The 21,480-nt window shown below is 37.5% G+C and carries 16 protein-coding genes and 1 other RNA gene; 8 read left to right on the top strand and 9 right to left on the bottom strand.

Annotated elements, in window-relative coordinates:
* Window positions 1-132 precede the first annotated feature (132 nt).
* A complete protein-coding gene (locus LT143_RS16995) occupies window positions 133-1,815 on the bottom strand; it encodes an ATP-binding protein (RefSeq protein WP_246944917.1) in 1,683 nt (560 codons plus the stop codon).
* Window positions 1,816-2,004: 189 nt separating this feature from the next.
* Between LT143_RS16995 and LT143_RS20515 the strand changes: the two genes are divergently transcribed.
* From LT143_RS20515 to LT143_RS16965, 7 genes are all read left to right on the top strand, one after another.
* A complete protein-coding gene (locus tag LT143_RS20515) occupies window positions 2,005-2,139 on the top strand; it encodes a hypothetical protein (protein WP_272495846.1) in 135 nt (44 codons plus the stop codon).
* Window positions 2,140-2,448: 309 nt separating this feature from the next.
* Entirely contained in the window at window positions 2,449-3,003 is a 555-nt protein-coding gene (locus LT143_RS16990) for a GNAT family N-acetyltransferase (RefSeq protein WP_246944915.1), read from the top strand.
* Window positions 3,004-3,066: 63 nt separating this feature from the next.
* Window positions 3,067-3,263, top strand: a non-coding RNA gene (gene ssrS, locus LT143_RS16985) — 6S RNA.
* A 384-nt stretch (window positions 3,264-3,647) separates the two neighbouring features.
* Window positions 3,648-3,989, top strand: coding sequence for a DsrE family protein (locus LT143_RS16980; RefSeq protein WP_246944911.1), 342 nt, complete (start codon window positions 3,648-3,650; stop codon window positions 3,987-3,989).
* A gap of 19 nt (window positions 3,990-4,008) precedes the next feature.
* The gene (locus LT143_RS16975) at window positions 4,009-4,761 is read left to right on the top strand and encodes an ABC transporter ATP-binding protein (protein ID WP_246944909.1); all 753 of its coding nucleotides are present in this window, start codon (window positions 4,009-4,011) and stop codon (window positions 4,759-4,761) included.
* Window positions 4,762-4,773: 12 nt separating this feature from the next.
* Complete coding sequence (locus LT143_RS16970; protein ID WP_246944906.1) at window positions 4,774-5,775, top strand: ABC transporter substrate-binding protein; 1,002 nt, start codon at window positions 4,774-4,776, stop codon at window positions 5,773-5,775.
* Window positions 5,775-6,524 (top strand): ABC transporter permease, encoded by a 750-nt coding sequence (locus LT143_RS16965; RefSeq protein ID WP_246944903.1) that lies wholly within the window; start codon window positions 5,775-5,777, stop codon window positions 6,522-6,524. The genes LT143_RS16970 and LT143_RS16965 overlap by 1 nt, the downstream gene beginning before the upstream one ends.
* 285 nt (window positions 6,525-6,809) lie before the next feature.
* Here LT143_RS16965 and LT143_RS16960 read toward each other — a convergent pair whose 3' ends face one another.
* Genes LT143_RS16960 through mntA form a run of 3 tightly spaced genes read right to left on the bottom strand, consistent with a single transcriptional unit; the run spans window position 6,810 to window position 9,184 of the window.
* Window positions 6,810-8,348: an MDR family MFS transporter gene (locus LT143_RS16960; RefSeq protein ID WP_336296629.1), complete on the bottom strand. Its 1,539-nt coding sequence runs from the start codon at window positions 8,346-8,348 to the stop codon at window positions 6,810-6,812.
* Window positions 8,349-8,388: 40 nt separating this feature from the next.
* Window positions 8,389-8,799, bottom strand: a complete 411-nt coding sequence (hepT, locus tag LT143_RS16955; RefSeq protein WP_246944900.1) for a type VII toxin-antitoxin system HepT family RNase toxin — start codon at window positions 8,797-8,799, stop codon at window positions 8,389-8,391.
* Complete coding sequence (mntA, locus tag LT143_RS16950; protein ID WP_246944897.1) at window positions 8,789-9,184, bottom strand: type VII toxin-antitoxin system MntA family adenylyltransferase antitoxin; 396 nt, start codon at window positions 9,182-9,184, stop codon at window positions 8,789-8,791. Before mntA ends, hepT begins: the two co-directional genes overlap by 11 nt.
* A gap of 360 nt (window positions 9,185-9,544) precedes the next feature.
* On the opposite strand from mntA, the gene LT143_RS16945 reads away from it, so the two are divergent.
* On the top strand, window positions 9,545-10,921 hold the full coding sequence (locus tag LT143_RS16945; protein WP_246944895.1) for an MFS transporter: 1,377 nt from the start codon (window positions 9,545-9,547) through the stop codon (window positions 10,919-10,921).
* A 478-nt stretch (window positions 10,922-11,399) separates the two neighbouring features.
* Here LT143_RS16945 and LT143_RS16940 read toward each other — a convergent pair whose 3' ends face one another.
* The 5 genes from LT143_RS16940 to LT143_RS16920 all read right to left on the bottom strand — a co-directional run bounded on the left by LT143_RS16940 (window position 11,400) and on the right by LT143_RS16920 (window position 21,461).
* Window positions 11,400-14,321 carry a carbohydrate binding domain-containing protein gene (locus tag LT143_RS16940; RefSeq protein WP_246944893.1) on the bottom strand — a complete coding sequence of 974 codons (2,922 nt, stop codon included), beginning with the start codon at window positions 14,319-14,321 and terminating at the stop codon, window positions 11,400-11,402.
* A 197-nt stretch (window positions 14,322-14,518) separates the two neighbouring features.
* Window positions 14,519-15,844: a glycoside hydrolase family 30 protein gene (locus tag LT143_RS16935; protein ID WP_418909848.1), complete on the bottom strand. Its 1,326-nt coding sequence runs from the start codon at window positions 15,842-15,844 to the stop codon at window positions 14,519-14,521.
* Between the two features lie 27 nt (window positions 15,845-15,871).
* Window positions 15,872-19,024 carry a cellobiose phosphorylase gene (locus tag LT143_RS16930; protein ID WP_246944891.1) on the bottom strand — a complete coding sequence of 1,051 codons (3,153 nt, stop codon included), beginning with the start codon at window positions 19,022-19,024 and terminating at the stop codon, window positions 15,872-15,874.
* Between the two features lie 18 nt (window positions 19,025-19,042).
* The gene (locus tag LT143_RS16925; RefSeq protein WP_246944889.1) at window positions 19,043-20,377 is read right to left on the bottom strand and encodes a GH1 family beta-glucosidase; all 1,335 of its coding nucleotides are present in this window, start codon (window positions 20,375-20,377) and stop codon (window positions 19,043-19,045) included.
* Entirely contained in the window at window positions 20,370-21,461 is a 1,092-nt protein-coding gene (locus LT143_RS16920; RefSeq protein ID WP_246944886.1) for a family 16 glycosylhydrolase, read from the bottom strand. The genes LT143_RS16925 and LT143_RS16920 overlap by 8 nt, the downstream gene beginning before the upstream one ends.
* Window positions 21,462-21,480: the final 19 nt, after the last annotated feature.

Here is a 21,480-nt window from a genome sequence, read left to right as displayed (position 1 = left end):
TGATCCACCCAAATACTCCCGATTACTCATGATTAGTATATTTTTTTATTTGATTAAAATAATAGTAAAGGGACGATACTTTTGCTCCACTCGAAAGCAAAAGTATCGTCCCTTTAACTATGTATATTTTATTTATAGTAATGGCAATTCAATCATAAAAGTTGTGCCTTCCCCTTCTTTAGAAGAGAATTCAATTTTTCCATTATGTTGCTCGATAATTCGATAGCAAACCATGATCCCTAGTCCAGTTCCTTTTTCCTTCGTTGAGTAAAAAGGTTCACCTAATTTATGTTGAATATGTCTTGGAATCCCTTTACCATTATCTTCTATTTTAATTATTACTTTTTGATTGTGTGACTTTAGCTGTACCTTTACCGTTCCACTCGTCTCAATTGCTTCAATCCCATTCTTAATCAGGTTAATCAGCACTTGCTTGAGTTGTTCTTCATTGCAATCAATAAAAAGATTAGGCTCTATTTCATCACATTGGATATGAATGCCAGCCATATTCGCTTGTGACTGCATTAAGGTGCATACATTTTGAAGGATGATCCCGACTTCAGATCTTTGCTTTCTCTCAGAAATTGGTTTACCTAACACTAATAGCTCACTAGCAATGGTCTCTATACGATTAATTTCGCTATCAAGGATTGAGAAGATATCCACTTTCGTAAAGCCTTCTTTTGCTAGTTGAATAAAACCTTTTATTGCTGTAAGTGGGTTTCTAATTTCATGCGCAATACTTGCCGCCAGTTCACCAGCAATTCCAAGCTTCTCACTTCTAATGGCTAATTTTTCATTTTCTTTTCTTTCCCTTAAGTCTCTCACTACCATAATTTCTGTATCATTTAAGTATTCCTCGAACATAAATGGAAAGGAAACTACTTCTACGTCTATTGTCTCGTTAGCTGTCTTCAAAAGCTTTATTTCTGTAGGTGGCATTTTACCGTCATTTTTTAGCATATTTAGACGTTCTTTTAGTAATTCATGACTAGTCGGTTCGGCAATTTCCAAAATTGGCTTACCAATTAGCTCAATGAGTGCACAATCCATGAGCTTTAAACCAGCCTTATTAATATGTACAATTACTCCGTTTAACGTAATAAAAACAGAGTCAGGCATTTCTTCAATAAACTCTGAATAGAGCTTTTGTAAGTCTTTAAACTTTTCAAGAGAATTTTCCAAGCTTGCATCTATCATAATGGATGGTGATAGCTTCTCCTTTTTATAAAAGCCTGATAAAGCAATCTCGGTATCTGACATAATATATTGATGATGCTTTACGATCTCCATCATTACGGTTGACGGCAATTCTTCCCCATCATAAGCACAAACGGTTAAGCACTTTACCTTGGTAATAAAATCATCTGCTGCACCTTCATACTCTCTAAGTTTTTCTGGTAAACAACATTGCCCAGGTATCCATTTTACTCTTCCCCATGCTCGGATTGGTACTCCACTGGTCACGAGTGGCTCTAACAAGCTTGAAAATGTTCTTAAGATTGGTTTGACATCTAGGTATTTTTCAGTTTGATAGAATTCGTTATGCTCAGCAAACACAATTCTATTTACTTGTTCTTGTTGAAATCCTTTTTCAAAAAGTCTTTCAACAACCTTGTTATACCTTCCTCTATCATCTATAAATACAACTGCTTGTCCAAGCGTTAACCCGCTAGAAACATAAGAAACTGCATTATCAATATATAAATCAGGATTAGATGATACATATAAGATATGTGTACCATTTATTATATTTATGTTCTTCGTAAATGCCACTTCAGGGTTTAATATATTTTCAGGCGTCGTAATTGCCAAGTAAGGTCCCTTCTTTCTCTACCACTTTTAACCTATATAATCCATTGTACAGTATAGAATAATATTTTTCTAATCTTGTTGAAATTTAGGAAATATAGAATTTTATAGATTTATCAGAAATTATTTAGTGCGTCCATTGTTTGTAATATTTAGTATACTAAATTTACCAACTATTATTGGGGTAAAAACATGTGGAGTATCACAAAAGAAGGTAAAGGAAAATTTTCAACGTGTAATCTCCTACACATCCATGATTCTGATCACGACTGTGAGATGGCATTAAAGGAAGCATCTGAAGAAGTCCAAGATCTTTTTTCACTTTAAAATAAGAACTTGGTTAATAATCTGGAATTACAAGTTCGTGCCTGGAACACTTTTTACTAGGTAGTACAGTACAGTAGTCCAGTTCTTCAAATAGAGAGAGTTGCTCTTTTTTAACGATTATCACTTCGATTTTAGAGTATTAAAAAGGGACAGTTATTATAAAAATTAGCCTAAAAAGCAACAAAGTCTTAGAAAACATTCATGAGCAACTGCTCTCAACCCATATATGAAAATTAGCTACCTTCTTAAATGAAGATTTTTTTCACAGAAAAGAGCCTTAATTAATAAACGTATAGAAGAGGTGTTGAATTGCAAAGTTTCCATGATTCTATAGAGACAGATCGATTAATAATTAGACCTTATCATAACGAAGATTATGTAAGTTGGTTAACTCAATTTTCGAATCGTATGCCGTCACAACATAAGTACGATGACGGCAAATTGAATATGGACATCTGTACAAAAGAATGGTTTGAAAACTTGGTAGATAACCATCAACAGATGGCTTTAGAAGATAAAGTGTATGTTTTTGGCATATTTCGTAAAGAAGATCAAATGCATTTAGGTGCCGTAGATTTTTCAACCATTATGCGAGATGAGTTTCAGTGGGCAAGATTCGGGTATACCATACATAATCAGTTTTGGAGAAATGGATATGGTAAAGAAGCAGTACAGGCCGCCCTTGCCCTTGCATTTGAAAAGTTACGTTATCACCGCGTTGAGGCGCATATCAACCTAGACAATACACCTTCTATTAAATTAGCAGAAAGCGTCGGAATGACGTTTGAATGTATCAGAAAAGGGTTTATCTATGAAGCGGAAGAATGGACGGATCACCTCGTTTATTTTATTAACTCCAGGTAGTTTTTGGCCTCTCTCACCAACCATTTCCATTGAATTATGAGCTACAGTAGGGTAGTATTAGGTAACACGCTGCTTTGTTCGTAATGATAAAAAAGTTTTAACCTTTATGCTATATTAGGGAGTTTTACCTTGAAGCAGGAATGACAGGCCTCTGTCTATACGACATGGAGGACACACAGGAATGTTTCTACGAACACCCACTTTGAGGAGTGGTGGTTTAAAACTTTTTTATAGTAAGTTACGGCAAAAGCGGCCACATACATATGATTGCAATAAATTCGAAACTCAGGACGATACTCTTACTTCAACCTATAAGTAAGAGTATCGTCCTTTAAATATTTTTCATTAAGAATGCACTTTTATATTCCCTTTCGCATGTACACTGTTTATTCTCTCCACTTTAATTTCTTTATTTTCTATACAGAATCGATTCCCTCAAACGAAAATAAATCATTACCAATTTAGGCGAACCTTAAGTAATAAAATAATAAAAATAGTGGTGTCAAATCTAGGCATGAGATATGCATTTCTAGGCTTTGGCACCACCATTTTTTTGTGTTGAAATAAATTCTTTGACAAATTCAACCTGTATCCTTTAAAATCCTAGTATTCAACTAAGGATAATAAGGATAGTGGTGTTTATAATGAAAGTAGTTATACAAGTTAATAAACAAGGTACTGATTATTTTATGAAAATCACGAATAATATCCTCAACCTTCACAAGAGTTTGGCAGATGAATGGACTGAGTGTGAGGTTGTCGTATTTGGTGATGGATTAGAGCTTGTAACAACAGAAGATCCCGTGATTTCGGAGAGAAGAAAATCTCTGCTGGAAAAGGGAGTACGTTTTATTGTTTGCAATAATACATTAACAAGGCAAAATCTACAGGTCGAAGCTTTGTCATGTAGTGTTGGCACAGCTGGTTCAGGTGTGGCTCACCTTGTTAGAAGACAAGCAGAAGGATGGGCATATTTAGCGCTCTAATGGAGGGAGGGATAAGGTAATGTCAACGGATTTTGTACATGCAAATCATGTAGGCTTTCAATACAATGAACACTCAGAGGTGCTACATGATATCTCTTTTAATATTAAGAAGAACTCTTTTGTTTCTATTGTAGGTCCGAGTGGGTGTGGAAAATCAACATTACTCAATTTATTGGCAGGTTTTTTTCCGTCCACAAAAGGGACCATTAAAATTGATGGAGAGCAAGTGAAAAAACCATCACAAGATAGAGGCTTTGTTTTTCAAGATTTAGCATTATTCCCATGGCTAACCGTATATAAGAATGTTGAGTTTGGGTTAAAAATGCAGAATTTTCCTAAGGATAAACGTGATCAAAAAGTAAGAGATATGATTGAACTGGTTGGTTTGACCTCTTACGTTGATTTTCCTATTTCATCTTTATCTGGCGGGATGAAACAGCGAGTAGCGCTGGCTAGGACGTTAGTCACTGAGCCTAGTATTCTGCTTTTAGATGAACCTTTCAGTGCACTTGATGCACAGACAAGAGATGTTCTACAGGAGGAATTACTCTCTCTTCATCAGCAACTAAGTATGACAACGGTGCTTGTGACTCACAGCATTGATGAAGCTATCTATCTATCAGACACCGTTATTTTGTTAAGTAAAGATGGCACGTTGAATGAGATCGTAAACATTGAACTAGAAAAGCCTAGAGATCGTACCTCTTCTGCCTATAACGATTATCAAAAAAGGCTATATGAGTTCTTACGGCTCGAGCGGCAACAAACATAGGGGGAAATAAAGATGAAAAAATGGATGAGTATGTTAAGTATGATAATGGTGTCAGTTATGTTTATGACTGCATGTGGTGCTAATGAGCAAACGCAAGAAACAGCACAATCAACAGAAGGTGAAGCAAAAAAACCCTCATTAAATATTGGATATGTATCAATTCTCGCGAATGCCCCTGGAATTGTAGCAGATAAAAAAGGGTTTTTTGCAGAAAAACTAGACGTAAAAACGTATGGTTTCAACTCTGGTCCGGAATTATATCAAGCTTTTGCATCGGGCGATTTAGATGTTGCCTACGCAGGTGTTCCAGCTTTAGTAAATTGGGCATCACGTGGACTACCGGTGAAAGTCATTTCAAAAGTAAACGAAGGTAGTATTGGAGTCGTTGTTTCAGAAGGTAGTGAGGTTACTAGTTTAGACCAATTAAAGGGCAGTGTGATTGCTGGTGTACAGCGTGGAAGTGGTGTTGATATTATTACACGTGGCCTTCTTTTACCAAAGGCAGGTCTATTAAATGAGGATGTAACGATACAAGAATTTAAACAGCCAAATATTGAAGCGGCGATTGATTCTAACCAAGCACAGGCTGGGGTATTAAATGAACCGTTCCTAACATATGCATTATTGCACGGAAAAAAGCAAATTGCTGAAGAAAAAGATCCAGCTCTTGTTATTATCGTATCTGAAGATGCGTTGAAAAATAAACCTGAGGCAATTAAAGCCTTTATGGAAGTTCATCAATCAACCATCAGCTACTTGAATAATGATCAAGAAGATGGAAACGAAGTGTTAGTAGATGTGTTTAATATTCAAGATGTTGCTGGAGTGAAGGCAGTAGATGTGATTGCTCAGGCTAAAGAAAAGATGGTATTTGATTGGCAGTTTAGTCAGTCGGATTTTGATTTTTACCAACAGCTTGCAGATGTAGCGTTTGAACTTGGATATGTCGATCAAGAGGTAGACGTTTCTAGCTTGTTTGACCTAACTGTGGTTGAAGGAGTCGTGAAGGAGTAATGAAGAAAAAAATAGGGTGGCTGGCAATACCTTTTGTAGTTCTAGTTTGGACCATGGTATCGGCACAATACCCTTCTTACGTTTTTCCAAGTCCTATTGATGTATTTCATGAAGGAATCAAACAATGGGGGAAAGGAGAAATCCAGCTCCACATCCTTCTTAGCTTGAAACGACTTGTACTAGGTTTTCTCATTTCAACTTGTTTTGCTTTTCTTATCGGTATTTTAGCAGGTGCTTCCCGAACATTCCGTGATTTTCTGATGCCACTCGTTACGTATTTTCAAGCGACACCACCAATGGCATGGGCACCACTATTAATTATATTACTAGGTTTAGGTGATGCACCAATGATTGCTGTCATCATCATAGCATCGTTTTTTCCCATCGTCATTAATGTCATACAAGGTATGAATATGATACCAGAATCACACATTCGAGCTGCGAAAACATTAGGTGCCAAGGGTTGGAAACTGACTTATTATGTGTACTTACCAGAGATTATTCCAGCAGCAATCAGTGGGGTGTATGTAGGATTTGCGATTTCATGGCGTTCACTTGTAGCAGCTGAAATGATCGGTGGAAATGCAGGGATTGGTTATTTTATTGCTTTTAATGGTCAGATTGGAAATGCTTCATCTGTTTTGCTAGGAATCTTGTTAATTGGTTTTTTTGCCTTATTAATGGATTATCTCCTTTTGAAGCCAATTCATAAGAAATTTGCGGGCTGGGCTTCAAGGGAAACGGCGTAGGTTGGGTTAGAAGAACTTGTTTTAGAAACTCTTTTCTGTATAAAGTAGTCAAGACACTGTGCTTTTCTCAGTGTCTTTTTTGTTTCTTGCTATAGTTTTATATCGTGTACAGTATAATCCATAGAGCAGTACTGAGTAGCAAGTATTGACACAGTCTTTGTCCTTTTATCCCACCAAGCATTTGCATTGAATGATGATTAGATAATATAAGTAACACGCACGCAATGAAGACTGAATCCTATGCATGGATTCAGTCTCCTATCAACTTCTTGTTCACCTTAAAATTCACGACTTCGACATGGTCTTTTCCGTCTCCACCCGACTATTTCCCATAAACATAATCGTAATAGCAGACAAAGCCACTGGAATTAACGCAATCATAAAGATAAAACTAATTGAATCTGACATAGCATGAATAATAATGTCAAGAATCTCTTTTGGTATGTTAGCACGGGCGTCAGATTGAAAGATTTGCTGCATATCTCCACCGAATTGTTCTAATGGATTCCCCTGATTCGCACCACCACCTGGAAATCCGCTAAATCCTTCTTTTAACTTCTCGGTAAATAAGTTATTCTGAATAATTCCGAAAATGGTAACTCCTAGTGTCATTCCTAGTGAACGTAGGAATGAGTTTGTTGAATTGGCTGAACCTCTGTATCTCTGCTCGAGATTGTTGATGGATGCAGCTGGTAGAAGCGAGAAAGAAAAACCCATCCCAAACCCTACGATGACCATATATATGGTTAACATCATTCTGGCTGTATCAGGAGTTATTGTTCCGAGTAGGAACATCCCTGTCGCATAAGCGATAACGGAAATTATCATCAGATTACGGAAACTAGTCTTGGTTTGATAGATTCCACCAATCATACTCCCTGCCACAGATCCTAGCATCATAGGTGTTAGAATTAATCCAGCATTCGTCGCGGATCCGCCATATACGGCTTGAACATAGATGGGGATAAATACCGCTAAAATAATAAAGGTCCCACCATATAAAAAGGCTAAAATTTGTGCTGTCGCGAATAATCGACTCTTAAACATCCAAAACGAAATAATCGGTTCTGACGCTTTGGTTTCAATGTATAAAAAGACGAAGAAAAATAAAGCAAAGCTAACGAAAAGAGAAATAATCTGTACAGATCCCCATTCATATTCCTTGCCACCAAGTTCAAGCGCAAACATCAAGCTAACCACGGCAATGACTAGTGTAATAGCTCCCCACCAATCAATTTTTTGCTCACGATGCTCCAATGATTCTTTATAGTAACGAAAGATAAAGAAAAACGAGAAGATCCCTATTGGGACATTAATATAAAACACCCAATGCCAGCTTAGCGTGTCCGTTATAAATGCCCCTAGTAAAGGACCAAGAACACTCGCCGTTCCAAAAACGGCGCCTAATAAACCCGTCATTTTCCCTCGTTTTTCTGGTGGGAAAATATCAAATACAATGGTAAAAGCTATCGGAAGTAAAGCACCTCCACCAACACCTTGTATCGCTCGATATATAATAAGTTGCTCCATCGTTTGAGCTATGCCACAAAGGGCAGAACCAATTAGGAAGACAAGTAAACCGAAAATGAAGAAACGTTTCCTTCCATACATATCGGATAGCTTCCCATAAATCGGCATTCCTGCCATAACCGCCACCATATAAGAGGCAGTCACCCACACAAACTTATCAAAGCCACCTAAATCAGACACGATCGTTCCCATGGCCGTTGCGACAATGGTATTGTCCATCGCTGCCATTAAAATTCCAAGTAATAGCCCTGTTACTACAAAACGAATCGTAGCTTGTTCTTCTCCATTTGCCACGGTTCCCACTCTCCATTGGTGAATTGTTTCAACGTCTAGTTTAAATATCAGCTAATAGTATGGTTTTTGTATACGTCAAAAAGTCACCGAGATGTTCTTCTACAATTTTTTGTAAGATGACTAAGTTTATTTCTTGATAATCATGGACTGCAATGTTTCTAAATCCAACCATCGCTTTCATTTTTTGACTCAAGGAAGGAGAAATGATTAGTGATGATTCTAGTAATGAAAAAGCTTCCCTACTACTTTGAGGTAAACCAAGTTTGTTTTCAGCAACAATATGCATGGCTAGGTCTATGCTTGCTTCACATGCCCGTTGCAAATTAAGTATAATTGAATCTTGTTTTGTAAAGTTTTTAAGATTTTCTGAGTTATGTTCGTATTCTTCTTTAATTCTTCTTACACAACGTTCAATTATGCTTATCTTATTTAAGATAACGTCATTCTTCATGGTATATAAACCCACTTTCCTGAGCACTTTTAATAATTTCTTGTCGTTCTTCATTTAATTTTGCGTACATTTTAAGGGTTTTCATCTCATAATTCATACGTGTGAAATTATCTAGATAGTATACCGCCTTGCCTGTACTAACAATTTGTGCTTGAAAGACTGTTGAAGCTTTATGTAAGTTAATTAAATCTACATCCATATCTATAAGTACAGCTAATTCTTGCGCCAACAGAAAATTTTGATATTGATCAACTGGGTGTTTACATTGATAAGCAATGTCTATATCACTGCTTCCGTTGGATCTACCTTTAACCGTTGAACCAAATATATAAATGATATCAGGGGCAATTCTATCCTTTAAGAAGTCTATAATTGTTGACTGCATTTTGACATCCAATGAAATACCCACCTCCAATATATGGCTTATTACCATTATAACAATCAATTCTATATGATCTAAAGGTTATTACTTTTCCCATTCTTTTTCAATTACTTAAAAACTATTCTATCAAAATCTAATTATTATAAACATCTTCTGAAACTAGAATTGGGTTATATGCCTGTCCTTTTTAATTTTTCATATTGAAAATTTGAACCGAACTGCTTTTTTATTTTTAGAATATATACAATTATCTAAAAATATATGTATAATAACTATATACTAACCAGTTGGTATGTAAACTTAGTAAACTATTTTGAAATCGTTTACATACTTCACTAATCAATAAAAAAGGGGGATAAATGAATGTTAGCAGAAAAGAAACAACAAGTTTATTCAAGCACATCACGTGTTGAGACTCCTGGCCATAAGGAGATGTTGAATTATGGGTTAGGTTTTTTCGGTGTCATCCTAGTTTGGACATTGGTAGGAACATTCCTCACCTTCTATTATACCGACGTAGCTGGGATTGCAGCTGGTGTAGTTGGAACCCTTATGTTAGTTGCTCGCCTTTTTGATGGGGTGACCGATATTGGGATGGGAACTTTAGTAGACCGCACGAAATCCAAGCATGGGAAAGCACGACCTTGGATCCTTTGGATGGGTATTCCGTTAGGTATTACTACCATTCTACTCTTCTCCGTACCAGACATTGGGTATACAGGTAAAATCGTGTATGCCTATGTTACATATATCCTTCTTATAATAGTTTATACGGCCGTTTCCATTCCTTTTAAAACCTTGTTAGGTCTCATGACGCAAGCACCTTATGGACGGTCTGTGTTAAATATCTACACAGGCGTTTTTACGATGTTAAGTACGTTAACCATTATGATATTTGCTCAACCCGTGGCAAGTGCCATCGGTGGAAAAGCTGGTTGGACAACGGTTGCCGTTATTAGTGGCGTCATCATTATGATTACAAGTTACCTAACGTTCCGGTCAACAAAAGAACGTGTAAGTGCGGCATCCAATCAAACAAACAACCAAGTGATTCCTCTGAAAACAGGCTTAAAAGCATTATTCAACAATAAATATTGGAGGATCATCACCTTATATTGTGTCATTGCTTATACACTAAATGCTCTTTTAGCAGGAGCAGGTTTGTATTATACGACATACATTCTTGGGAATGCTGCATACTTTTCATTAGTAGGTTTACTACTATTTTTACCAACGATTATCTGCTTCTTTTTCATGGCAAAATTGGTTGGAAAGTTTGGCAAGCGTAATATTGCTTTAATTGTATCAATCATTGGAATCTTAGGTCCTATTGTCAAACTAATGGATCCATCAAGCGCAACTATATTCTTAATTGGAACGGCTATTCAAGGATTTGGACTCATCCCTATTATCGTGTTCTTATATGCCATGATTAATGACACAGCTGAATACGGAGAGTGGAAATACGGTGTTAGAACAGAGGGCTTAGTGAATAGTGCGGCTAGCTTTGGCATGAAGGTAGGTGCCGGCCTTGGAGGGGCACTAATTGGTTGGCTACTTGCTTTTGGTGGGTATGTTGGAGGTATAGAAGAGCAAAGCGAATCAGCTAAAACGATGATTTTATCGCTTAATATTTATATTCCGTTTGCTTTAGCCATCCTGCAGACTGTATTGATGTGGATGTATAAGCTCGATAAACAATACCCACAAATTCTAGTAGAATTGAATCAGAGAAGATAGGAACCTAGAAGTATCTGGGTAACTCCATAAATAACTAGAATCATAACGTATAAGTAGTCTATTCGGTATGAGTCCATAGGGCTCATGCCTTTTCGTTTTCACCGCCACTCATTGTGTTTGCTTGTCGACGGCTTTCTCTTAAGATAAATCTGTTCTGATTTATGGTGAATTTATCTGAAATAGGGCTTTATTTAGTATGTAGATGTATTTTATAGTACTTTTTTATGGGTATGTTTAATTTCTAGCATTTTAGATCCTGCCTATACATGGTCCGTCTCTACTTCATTTTGTTTTTTCCACGAAAATATGTGTTATTTCAACTTTTGTAATACTTATTCCACGAAAATTTACAGAATTCCACGTTTTTTAGCATTATTTCACGATCTAACTCCGTCATTTCACGAAAAGCAGGAACAGCAAAAAAGCAGCTATTACTAGCTACTTTTCTGCATCTTTGCAAGGTCCTACTACCTCACCATTACTCTTTTACAACTCTAACATTGTCAATAAACACATTTGTTGCAGCATTTCCATTCGCGATATTTCCTAGCTCGAAAACTAGTTTTCCATCTTGATATGTTTCTTCTGTCATCGTAAATGTAACGGTGTAGGTCTTCATCTCGCTTGTTAAATCAAATGTACTCGTTGGAGCATATGCGATAAACCATGGGTCTGTCGTTAGCTCTTTTCCAATGTTCACATTGACTTTACGGGCCACATCGGCTCTAGCATCAAACGAAACCGTATACGTGCTACCTTTTTCAAAGTATAAATCTTTTTGATACACTTGTGGCGCATATGAAGCACCACCTACTTGAGATATTGAAACTTTCATCTCATTGTTTTCTACTGTAGCACTACCTACAGCATATCCACTCCATTGATCTCCCCACCATGACGACCAATGCGCATCTCCATTATTAAAATCTCCGTTATCAATGCCAGGCGTTGTGGTTGGTACCGGTTCTGGTTGTGGCGCATTGTTAACTTGTAGGACCACATTGTCAATATGAATTGTATGGTTGCCTACTGGACTATTACTATTCTTTCCTAATAAAAACTTTAAGCTCGTCGTATCATCGGATGGCATGGTAAAGGTATAGCTATAACGGCTCATTTCATTAGTAAACCTAGGTTTCTCACTCAAGAATCTAGCATATTGAGCATTCTCTACTGTAACTTCGACATCTCTTAGTGCTGATGAACGCGCATCAAATGACACAATATACTCGACACCTTTTGATAACTTTAAGTTACTTTGTTCAAGAATAACACTCCATGTCTCGTTTCCTTCATGTCCGATTTCAATCATCGCTTCTTCTTGACTATTAACAGAAAGCGCAGCATTCGCATCGTAGTGCACATAGCTGCCCCAAGAATCAAAGCCATTTGCAAACTGACCATTCTTTAACGGGAATAAGTCTACTTGCCCGTAATCTATCTTTGTTGATGTTTTCAGAAGAACGACATCATCTAAATAGAAGACGTTGTCTTGCCCACCAAGATTAAAGATTAGTTGCCCTTCTGTATCCGTTACCTCATTAGGCATCGTGAATACAAGACTGTATTCTGCCATTTCTGTCGTAAGATTGATAGTTTGTGCTTCAGAATAACTAACTAGACCATCTTTACTTCTTACGTCGACTTGGATCGTAGTTGGTTGTTCGGCTCTAGCTTTGAAGGTTGCTTTATACTCATTGCCTTTCAATAGGTACATACCTTTTTGAACAACTTGAACATCTGTTGGATGTGCTCCTCCATCTGTCACTTTTACTTGTAGTTCTCTTGTTCCCTCATCTACACTTGCCGTGGCAACTGCTTGATTGGTAACAAGATTCCAATATGTCATTCGGTCCATTCTTCCTTGATCAAATGTTCCGTTATACACATGGTTTCCGTTTGGTAATGGTTGTTTAGGACCGTTTTCGTCCTCAGCCTGACCCGTAACATCTTCCACACGAACATTACCAATCCATACAGGGTTTAATCCATTATTTCCAAGATTAAATTCTAATCGAGACGCAAGATCTGTCTCTGCCAACATATCAAATGTAAATTCATAGCTTTGTAGTTGATCTGTTAGAGAAATCGTCTCTTCATTTGAATATTTTGTCCAACCTCTTTCAGCACCTGCTCCGAGTTTTACCATCATATTACGATTACCCGTAGACTTTGCGTCAAAGCTAACTTTATATTTACCACCTTTACCTAGTGAAAGATTCTGAATTAATTGTAGAGAATAAAGTTGATTACCAGGACTTGAAGGTGATATCTTCGCATAATTAACACCATTAATGGAGTCAACGTTAATGGAGCCATTTCCGCCAAAATCAGGTAGGTGAACAAAATTCCAATACGTTGCATTTAGTGCCTTACCACCAGCATCTACTTCTGTAATGGGTTGCTCATATTGATTATCGTAGATGTAATTTCCATCTTCTAATGGTTGTTTTGCCCCTTCAGGTAAAACGATTTTTTCAACAACAGGTTCTGTAGGCTCTTGATACTCTCTCTTTTTTAAATCATAGACACGAACATAATCGATTTCCATTTTCTTTGGAAAAATAGTCGATTCGTCTGGGTCTCCATCAAACCATCCGCCTACTGCTAAGTTCATAATTAGATGAAAATTTTGATCAAATGGTGCTGGGTATGCATATTTTGTGGCATTGTTACGTCCTTTGGAATACCAGTTATTTTGAGTTTGGTATAACTTTCCGTCTACATACCAACGAAGTTCTCCTGGTTCCCACTCAAGTGAGTACGTGTGCCATGAATCAATTCCTCTATTCTTAGGTAGTTCATACTCTTTACCTGTATATTTGTTATTCGGCCATACTTCTCCATAATGGATGGTTCCAGCAACTGTATGCGGTTTACTTCCCCAACTCTCCATAATGTCAATTTCTCCTGAAGCAGCCCAACCATCATATTTATCTTCTTCTGGTAGCATCCAGATTGCTGGCCATAATCCCTTACCTACAGGAAGTTTTGCCTTAATATCAAATCGACCATATTTCTTACTAAATAAGCCTTTTGACTTTAATCTTGCTGAAGTATAATCATACGTTCCAAACTGATCCGTTACTTTTTCCTTTTTCGCTTGAATTATAAGCTTTCCATCTTTTACGTAAGCGTTTTCACTGGAGTCCGTATAAAATTCCTTCTCATTGTTACCCCATCCTGGTGCGACTCCGTTACCATCTTCATCAACAATCCAGTTTCCTAGATCATACGTCCATTTTGTGCGATCAATTTCTTTCCCTTCAAACTCATCGGACCACACAAGTTCCCACTCTGATTTACTAGACTTCTTTACTTTTTCTTGATTTTGATTCCCTAATGCTGCTGTAGGTAAAATAAGAAAAAAGCATAGTAAAACTAATAGAATTCTTTTCAAGTTTCTTCCTCCTTATCATAAGGTTAGTTTAGTTATAAACGAGGTACCGCCTTCACCACCACCTCCTTTTCGTACAATACTTTTTAAGCATGAGGTATCTCTAGGAGTGTTTTTATTGAGGGAATATAGAAAAAATCCATGTAAGTAGCGTCATCCAAGGAAACGCTACTTACAAAGTTTAGTTAGAGAGCAATAGTTTACTTTATTAATGTTGAAATAGAGTGAAGAGGCAGCTCAACTTCACGAAGCTCGTCACCTATAGATACGTTTACTTTTTCTGTTGTATCAGTAGCATTCATCAGGACAACTACTACTGTTCCGTCTGCATTTTGGAAAGCAACCGTTTGGATGCTGTCTGTATTAAGTTCATGCTTAATTCTGACTGCACCTGGCTTTACATATTTACTGAAATGTCCAATGTAATAATAAGAGCTATTGTAATGGATTTCTCCTGTCTTCGTATCTACTATGATTGGAGCATCACAGTAGTTTCCAACATGGTTAGGTCCCCCTTGTTCATTTAGGACAATATTCCAATCAATCCAGCCTTCTAGCCAGTTGTTAAAATCCCCAATCATGTTACGAGCATATCGTTCACCCGTATGCCACGCACCAAGCTTTACTCCGCCTTCAATACATCCTTCTGTGAAGAGAAGATGTTTGTCAGGGAAGTCATGATGAATTTTTGATAGATTTTCAAACTCTTCTGAAACATACCAATGAATACCTGTTCCCCAAATATACTTGGCTGCATCTGGATCAGAGAAAATGACTTTTGCACGTTCATATGCGACATCACGGTTATGATCCCATACAACGATTTTCTTATCTTGAAGCCCCTCTTTTTCTAAAACTGGGCCTAAATAATGTTTCACAAAATCACGTTCTTCTTCAGCTGTATAACGGCATGAATCCCAAACTTGCGTTGCTTCCGGTTCATTTTGTACGGATACACCCCAAATAGGAATCCCTTGCTCTTCCATTGCTTTAATATATTTCGCATAGTAAAGAGCCCAAACTTCACGATACTCTTCCTTTAGCTTCCCACCATGGTTCATATCATTGTTTGTCTTCATCCATGCTGGAGGGCTCCATGGCGAGGACAAGATGGTGATTTCTTCACCGGCTATGTTTCTAGCGTCCTTAATTAATGGAAGTACCCATTTAAATTCTCTTTCAATTGAAAAAGTGTTTAGGTCTGTATCATGGTCATCCACATAGGTGTAATTTTCTAACGCGAAATCACAGCTGTGAATATGAGTTCTGCCTAATGTATACCCAAGCCCTTTCTCTTTATCAAAATAGCTTTCAATGACTTTCATTCTATCTTCTGGGGAGATTTGAGCTAATGTATAAGCCGCTGCTTCTGTGAACGCTCCTCCAAATCCCATAATTTTCTGGAATGATTGTGAAGGGTCTACTGTTAATAGAGTCGTTTCATCTTTTTTCTCAGACTCAACCATTCGAGCCTCTATTTCATAAAACTTTTCATCTTTTCCTTGTGCTGTTTGGATAATCTTCACTTATGTCCCCTCCTATTCGTTGTTTGCTTATCCTAGATAAACATCTATTTTCTTAATCTCTTTGTTTCTAATTAAGAGAGCATACTTTTCTTCTAAGAAGTCGTTCTCTACTTCAATCTTCTCCTCATTCCCATGAAGAACATATTTCACCGTTTTAACTCCATCCACACCGAACGTATTTTTTCTTTCTGGATTATAGTAAGTGACTTCTACTTCTCCTAGTAAAACAAAGCGGATCTGATTTTGGTCATTAAATAACCACTCTGGAAGAATAGGCTGCAACTGAAGAACTAACTGATCCTCATTCACTGAGAACAACTTCTTACCCATCATCATCACTTGCCACATACTTAAAAATTCAGCTGTTGTTCCACTTAATCTCGCTACAAATCCTTGACCATGAACAGCTGGATCTGGATTTACACTACTTGCAATAAAAGAAGAATTCTCCAATGTACTTCTTCCATATACTTCAGGATCCATAAAAGGAGGTAAAGCATGCTTAAAATCTTCGAAGAATGCATCATATAGTCCCGCTTTTAATAGACTTAATAGATATTTGAATTCCATGTGCATAAAAATGGATTCTCTCTCTAACCAGCCTGGTGTAAAGGCGCGAGCACGACCAATTTCATATGTCATCTCTTCTAAAGAGCTAGATGTCTTATACATCTTTAAGCTTTGGTCATACAATTCAGATTCCTTAATTAGTTGGTGAATAGTACTTGATTCTTCTTGTGATTTGTTCGTTTTTAACGCTCTTGCTGGTCCTTCTAAGAAATGTGGCAGAGGCACTGCATGAAACGCATGTACTTCCGCTATTGGTAAACCTTTTTCATTCACTCGATCTGTTACCTTATAATCACTTGCCTCAAAATAGAAATAGGTCGGTGTTAATCCTTCGCCATGAATGACTGCTTTATCAATCCCTAGATTTACTTTGTTAAGATAGTTCTCAAGCATAAGAACCAGATCATTCGAAGTAAAATGCACTTCCTCACCGGAAACTTCATTTCTTACCGCTTCTCTGTATTGTTCACGGGCAGAAGAAACCGAATCCCAATAATGGAAATCATCTAGGCTGCCATTTCTGTATTGTTCTAATGCATTATTAACCGATACGATGAACGGATGTAATTCTACCGGTACAGCAATACTGTGATCTGACTGCTTTAATGCATCAAGCATAAATTCTAGTACTCTTTTTAGTTCATACGTTTCACTCATCGCAGAACCAAATAATCCAGGTAAGCCATTCATGGAATCATTCCAGCCCGGCTTATTGGCTTCCATCTCAATTCCCATTCCAAAAGGATCTAACGTGGAAAACTTAATAAAAGCTAAACCAAATAACTTACTCATTAAGTTTGTTCGATAGAGATCTCCATTACTAGTTACCAACCAATTTCCTTCACCATCATGGTTCTCATGGATGGCTCCGTATTGACGTACTTTCCCATCTGCTACAACATATTTCTCAGATCTCGGCTTCACATAAACGTGGCTGGTGAAGAACTTATAGTCATGATCTTGGAATAACAAGCTATCTTGCTTCTCTGGGAAAATAGAAAGATAGTTCTGAATCAGGTCTAAGTTATACGTCCAATGATCCATCCAATATCCTTCTCCAAATTCGGCCTCCATGTTTTGCTTACTTCTAGAAAGGACCTGTTTCAAAAATTCCGATGGAGCTACTGTAAGTTCCATTTTTCGTTCTAGGATGGACTGTAGTAAAGAACCAGGTGTATAGGTGCCGCTTAATTTAGATTGAATCCATTGTTGATCTGATTCTGATACGAAGGTTCCCTTCACCCATTCCACATCACTCTTATCTTTCAGCTCAAAGCTTGCCCCTTTTACGACTAACGGGTTATATCCATCTGCCTGAATTAAACTCATAAATAGCTTGATGTTATAATCACCTATTTCTGGGTGGAAAAAGATATCATTTCGACGATTTTGGTTCACATCACGGAAGTTCCCATTCCCTTGTGAAAAGAATTCAGGTGCTAGTGAAAAGAAGTTATAATCGCGCTCTAAGTCACCATGTTTCCTAGAGTATACGTAATAGACAAAGGGATCCCCCTCTGTTTCAAGCATCATCGGTAGTCCACCACGCAATACATTATCTAAATAGCTTTGTTTACAGTAAGCATCAAATAACGGTAGACCTGATTCTGTATGAATATCTTTTGTAATTTCGTTCACTAGTTCTCTTGCTTCTAGATATTTTTGATTCATATAGGATGATTGAGATAAGTCTGACACTCTATCGTTAATTAGACTAATATCATTCACATGACCAATCATGGTATATAAAGTAACCTTTTCACCTGGAGCTAGCTTCTGTTCGAACGCTGAGAATCCAGATGGGACTTTATTTGCGGTTATTGGCTCTCTTTCTACTAACTCTTTTACCGACACTTGCGCAAATTCATTTGGAAAAGACCAAGACGTATTTTTACCAAACACATCTTCCACATCAACAATGGGAGATAGTAACTCTCCGTCCTGAACAAAGCTTAAGTAGAAATGACCTTTTGTCACTTCTTCTACCTCTGCTGTATCATTTGTTGAGGAGCGTACACGGTAATAAGGAACTTTATTCTCAAGATTAAAAACGTCCATCCAACTCTTTAGCGTATTTCCCACTGCCTTATACGCCGCATCGTCAACACCGAAAGGAATAATGGCCGGTAGACCGTCTACAACTTCCAACTCTATTAGTGAGTCTGTATGGTTCTCTAGTTCAACTTTACGAACAAGTGCAGCAAAGTTCTCATTAGGTAAGGTAAAGTACGTAACAGTCGTGTTTAAACCGGTTTCTTTATTATCTTCTTGTATTTTTAGTTCGTTTTCCTTTATGAACATTTTTCTTTCAGCTGAAAAATTCGCTGACGAAAATGGTTCTGAGACTTTTCCATTCATCTTTACGAATGTTCGAAATCCATTTGTAGAGACACGTTGATAGGCTTGATTGGCAGGGAAAAACTCCGTAATAGCATGATTTTTATCTTGTACACCAAAGCTTACAATCGCTTGTCCTCGATTGACATAAAAGGACCACATTGGTACTCCGTATACCCCTGCAATTCCAGGAAGAAAGCTTGAGAATGTTTTCGCTTCATCATATTGATTGATTGCAAAGTAATTCTCATCATTAAACGTATAATTGACCATGATGTGCACCTCTCTTCATTAGATTGTTCTTGTACGTATAATGTCTGCGTAGCGATGACCTGTTTCTTTTAACGTCCTTTTTTGAGTTTCAAAATCTACATACGTAATACCGAAGCGTTTATCATATCCGAATGCCCACTCAAAATTATCTAGCAATGACCATAAATAATATCCTGCTATGTTCATGCCTTCATCATTTAAATCAGCAACTGCTGCAATATGTTCTTCTACATATTTCTGGCGTTCTGTATCATATACTCTTCCATCCTCAGCCACTACATCATCAAATGCCGCACCGTTCTCTGTTATATAGATTGGTAAATTTGTATATTCTTCTCTTAGCCTTCTAATAAGTTCCTTAAATTCATTCGGAGCAATATCCCAGCCCATACCCGTTTTATCATAATCAGAGTATGCTGCTTTATATAAGAAGTCTGCAGCACTTGAAAACTCAACGAATGAACGAGAATAATAGTTAATTCCGAAGAAGTCACATTCAATTGAGATTTTTTCCAAATCACCCGTTTGTATAAAACTATAATCATGTACATATTTTGAAAATAGATTCATCATATCGACTGGGTAACTGCCTTTAAAGACAGGATCTAAAAACCAGCGATTCCCGTAACCGTCTGCATTATTAGCTGCTAAGCGATCATTTGTCGAGTTACTCGCAGCATAAACAGGTGATAGATTTAACGTAATCCCAATTGGAGTCTTTGATTGGAATTGGTTCTTGAGTAAATCAACAGCTTCTCCGTGAGACAAAAGTATATGGTGAACTGCTTTTAACGCTTCTTCCATATTCGTATGTCCCGGTGCATGAACTCCCTGATGATAGCCTAAAAACCCGGCACACCATGGTTCATTATGTGTAATCCAAGAATCTACGTCTGCATCCAACTCTTCAAAACAGATATTGGCGAACTCTTTAAACCAGTTTACCGATTCACGATTTGTCCATCCCCCTAGTTCATGGGCCCACATTGGAAGATCCCAGTGGTACAACGTGACAGATGGCTTAATGTTATTTTCTTTTAATTTCGAAATGAGTCTCTTATAAAAATCCATACCTGCAGGATTGTACTTTCCTTGCTCAGGAAAAATTCTTGGCCATGCGATGGAGAAACGATAAGAGTCTACCCCTAATGTTTTGAGTATTTCTACATCTTCTTCATAACGGTGGTAATGATCACATGCTACATCACCATGATCCATATTCCACACTTTTCCTGGAATACGTGAGAATGTATCCCATATGGATAGCGTTCTACCATCTTCTTTATAAGCTCCTTCTATTTGATAAGAAGAAGTGGCGGTACCAAATATAAAATCCTTTGAAAATCTAGTCATTTCTTTCACCTCTATGTTTTTTATATACCTTTATTGAATCAATCAGCATTTGCTGCGGAAAGGTAGTGGTTTCGTCAGGATAACCTGGCCATTTACCACCAACGGCTAAATTAACTTGCAAGTAAAAATCACGGTTGAATGGAGCTGGATACTTTACAGCTGTACCATCCTTATCATTTATCGAAAACCAATTCGTTTGTTTGGCATAAAGAATACCATCGACATACCATCTGAATTCTTCTGGTTCCCAATCTAGGGTAAATTCATGAAAATCATCAGAGAATTTTTGACCATTTGGAAGTGTATACGACTCTCCAGTGTACGTATGTGGTACACCGTAATGAAGTGTTCCGTGTACCGTTTCAGGTTTATGGCCCACTATCTCCATAATGTCAATCTCCCCGCAGGACGGCCATCCGGAATAAAGCTCCATATCTTCTGGCATCATCCAAATAGCTGGCCAAATTCCTTGACCTTCAGGAAGCTTAGCTCGAATTGAAAAACGCCCATAGGTCCAGCTTTGCTTTCCTTTTGTTGTCAGCTTAGCTGACGTATAAGGATGCTCTTTCCATGTTTCCTTATGGGCTTCAAGCACTAGTATTTGCTCATCTAGGCGTGCGTTATGTTTTCGAGGAGTGTAATATTGCAACTCTTTATTACCAAAACCTCCACCGCTATCGACAAAGTTCCAATTCTTTTCATCTATTTCTGAATCCAAGAACGAATCTTCCCATACAAGTTTCCAATGAGCTGGTTGAATATCTCCCTCTGTAAGCGTAATCAATTTATAGTTTACGATTTGGTCATTATGATCTACTTCATACACCCCAATATATTTGTTTATTACTGCATCCACTCCAGTAATACAACTTCCTAGAATATAGGGATTTGTAACAGTTCGATCAAAAGGCACTTTTTCCCCAACTGTCGTATTTATGATTGGTGAGGATGAAATCTTCACTGCTAGATGATGACCTGAAGCTATAACAACGTCTGTAATCTTAGTCGTCCCCATCTTTTCTCCTTTACTAATGGTTGCTTGAAGGGCATGTGAGGGATTTGTCTGACTGTTTTCTACTACCATGTTCTCCACTCCATCCTAT

The organism is Bacillus pinisoli (genome assembly GCF_023036475.1).
GTDB lineage: Bacteria > Bacillota > Bacilli > Bacillales > SA4 > Bacillus_BS > Bacillus_BS pinisoli.
The sequence above is the reverse complement of the archived record's forward strand: the minus strand, read 5'-3'. Positions and strand labels throughout refer to the sequence as shown.

Bases quoted from the DNA above. Each gene is read 5' to 3' on its own strand.
- LT143_RS16945 (WP_246944895.1), top strand. From the start codon at position 9,545: ATGTTAGCAGAAAAGAAACAACAAGTTTATTCAAGCACATCACGTGTT.
- mntA (WP_246944897.1), bottom strand. From the start codon at position 9,184: ATGCAGTCAACAATTATAGACTTCTTAAAGGATAGAATTGCCCCTGAT.
- LT143_RS16930 (WP_246944891.1), bottom strand. From the start codon at position 19,024: ATGGTCAATTATACGTTTAATGATGAGAATTACTTTGCAATCAATCAA.
- LT143_RS16980 (WP_246944911.1), top strand. From the start codon at position 3,648: ATGAAAGTAGTTATACAAGTTAATAAACAAGGTACTGATTATTTTATG.
- LT143_RS16920 (WP_246944886.1), bottom strand. From the start codon at position 21,461: ATGGTAGTAGAAAACAGTCAGACAAATCCCTCACATGCCCTTCAAGCA.
- LT143_RS20515 (WP_272495846.1), top strand. From the start codon at position 2,005: ATGTGGAGTATCACAAAAGAAGGTAAAGGAAAATTTTCAACGTGTAAT.
- LT143_RS16970 (WP_246944906.1), top strand. From the start codon at position 4,774: ATGAAAAAATGGATGAGTATGTTAAGTATGATAATGGTGTCAGTTATG.
- LT143_RS16975 (WP_246944909.1), top strand. From the start codon at position 4,009: ATGTCAACGGATTTTGTACATGCAAATCATGTAGGCTTTCAATACAAT.
- LT143_RS16925 (WP_246944889.1), bottom strand. From the start codon at position 20,377: ATGACTAGATTTTCAAAGGATTTTATATTTGGTACCGCCACTTCTTCT.
- hepT (WP_246944900.1), bottom strand. From the start codon at position 8,799: ATGAAGAATGACGTTATCTTAAATAAGATAAGCATAATTGAACGTTGT.
- LT143_RS16965 (WP_246944903.1), top strand. From the start codon at position 5,775: ATGAAGAAAAAAATAGGGTGGCTGGCAATACCTTTTGTAGTTCTAGTT.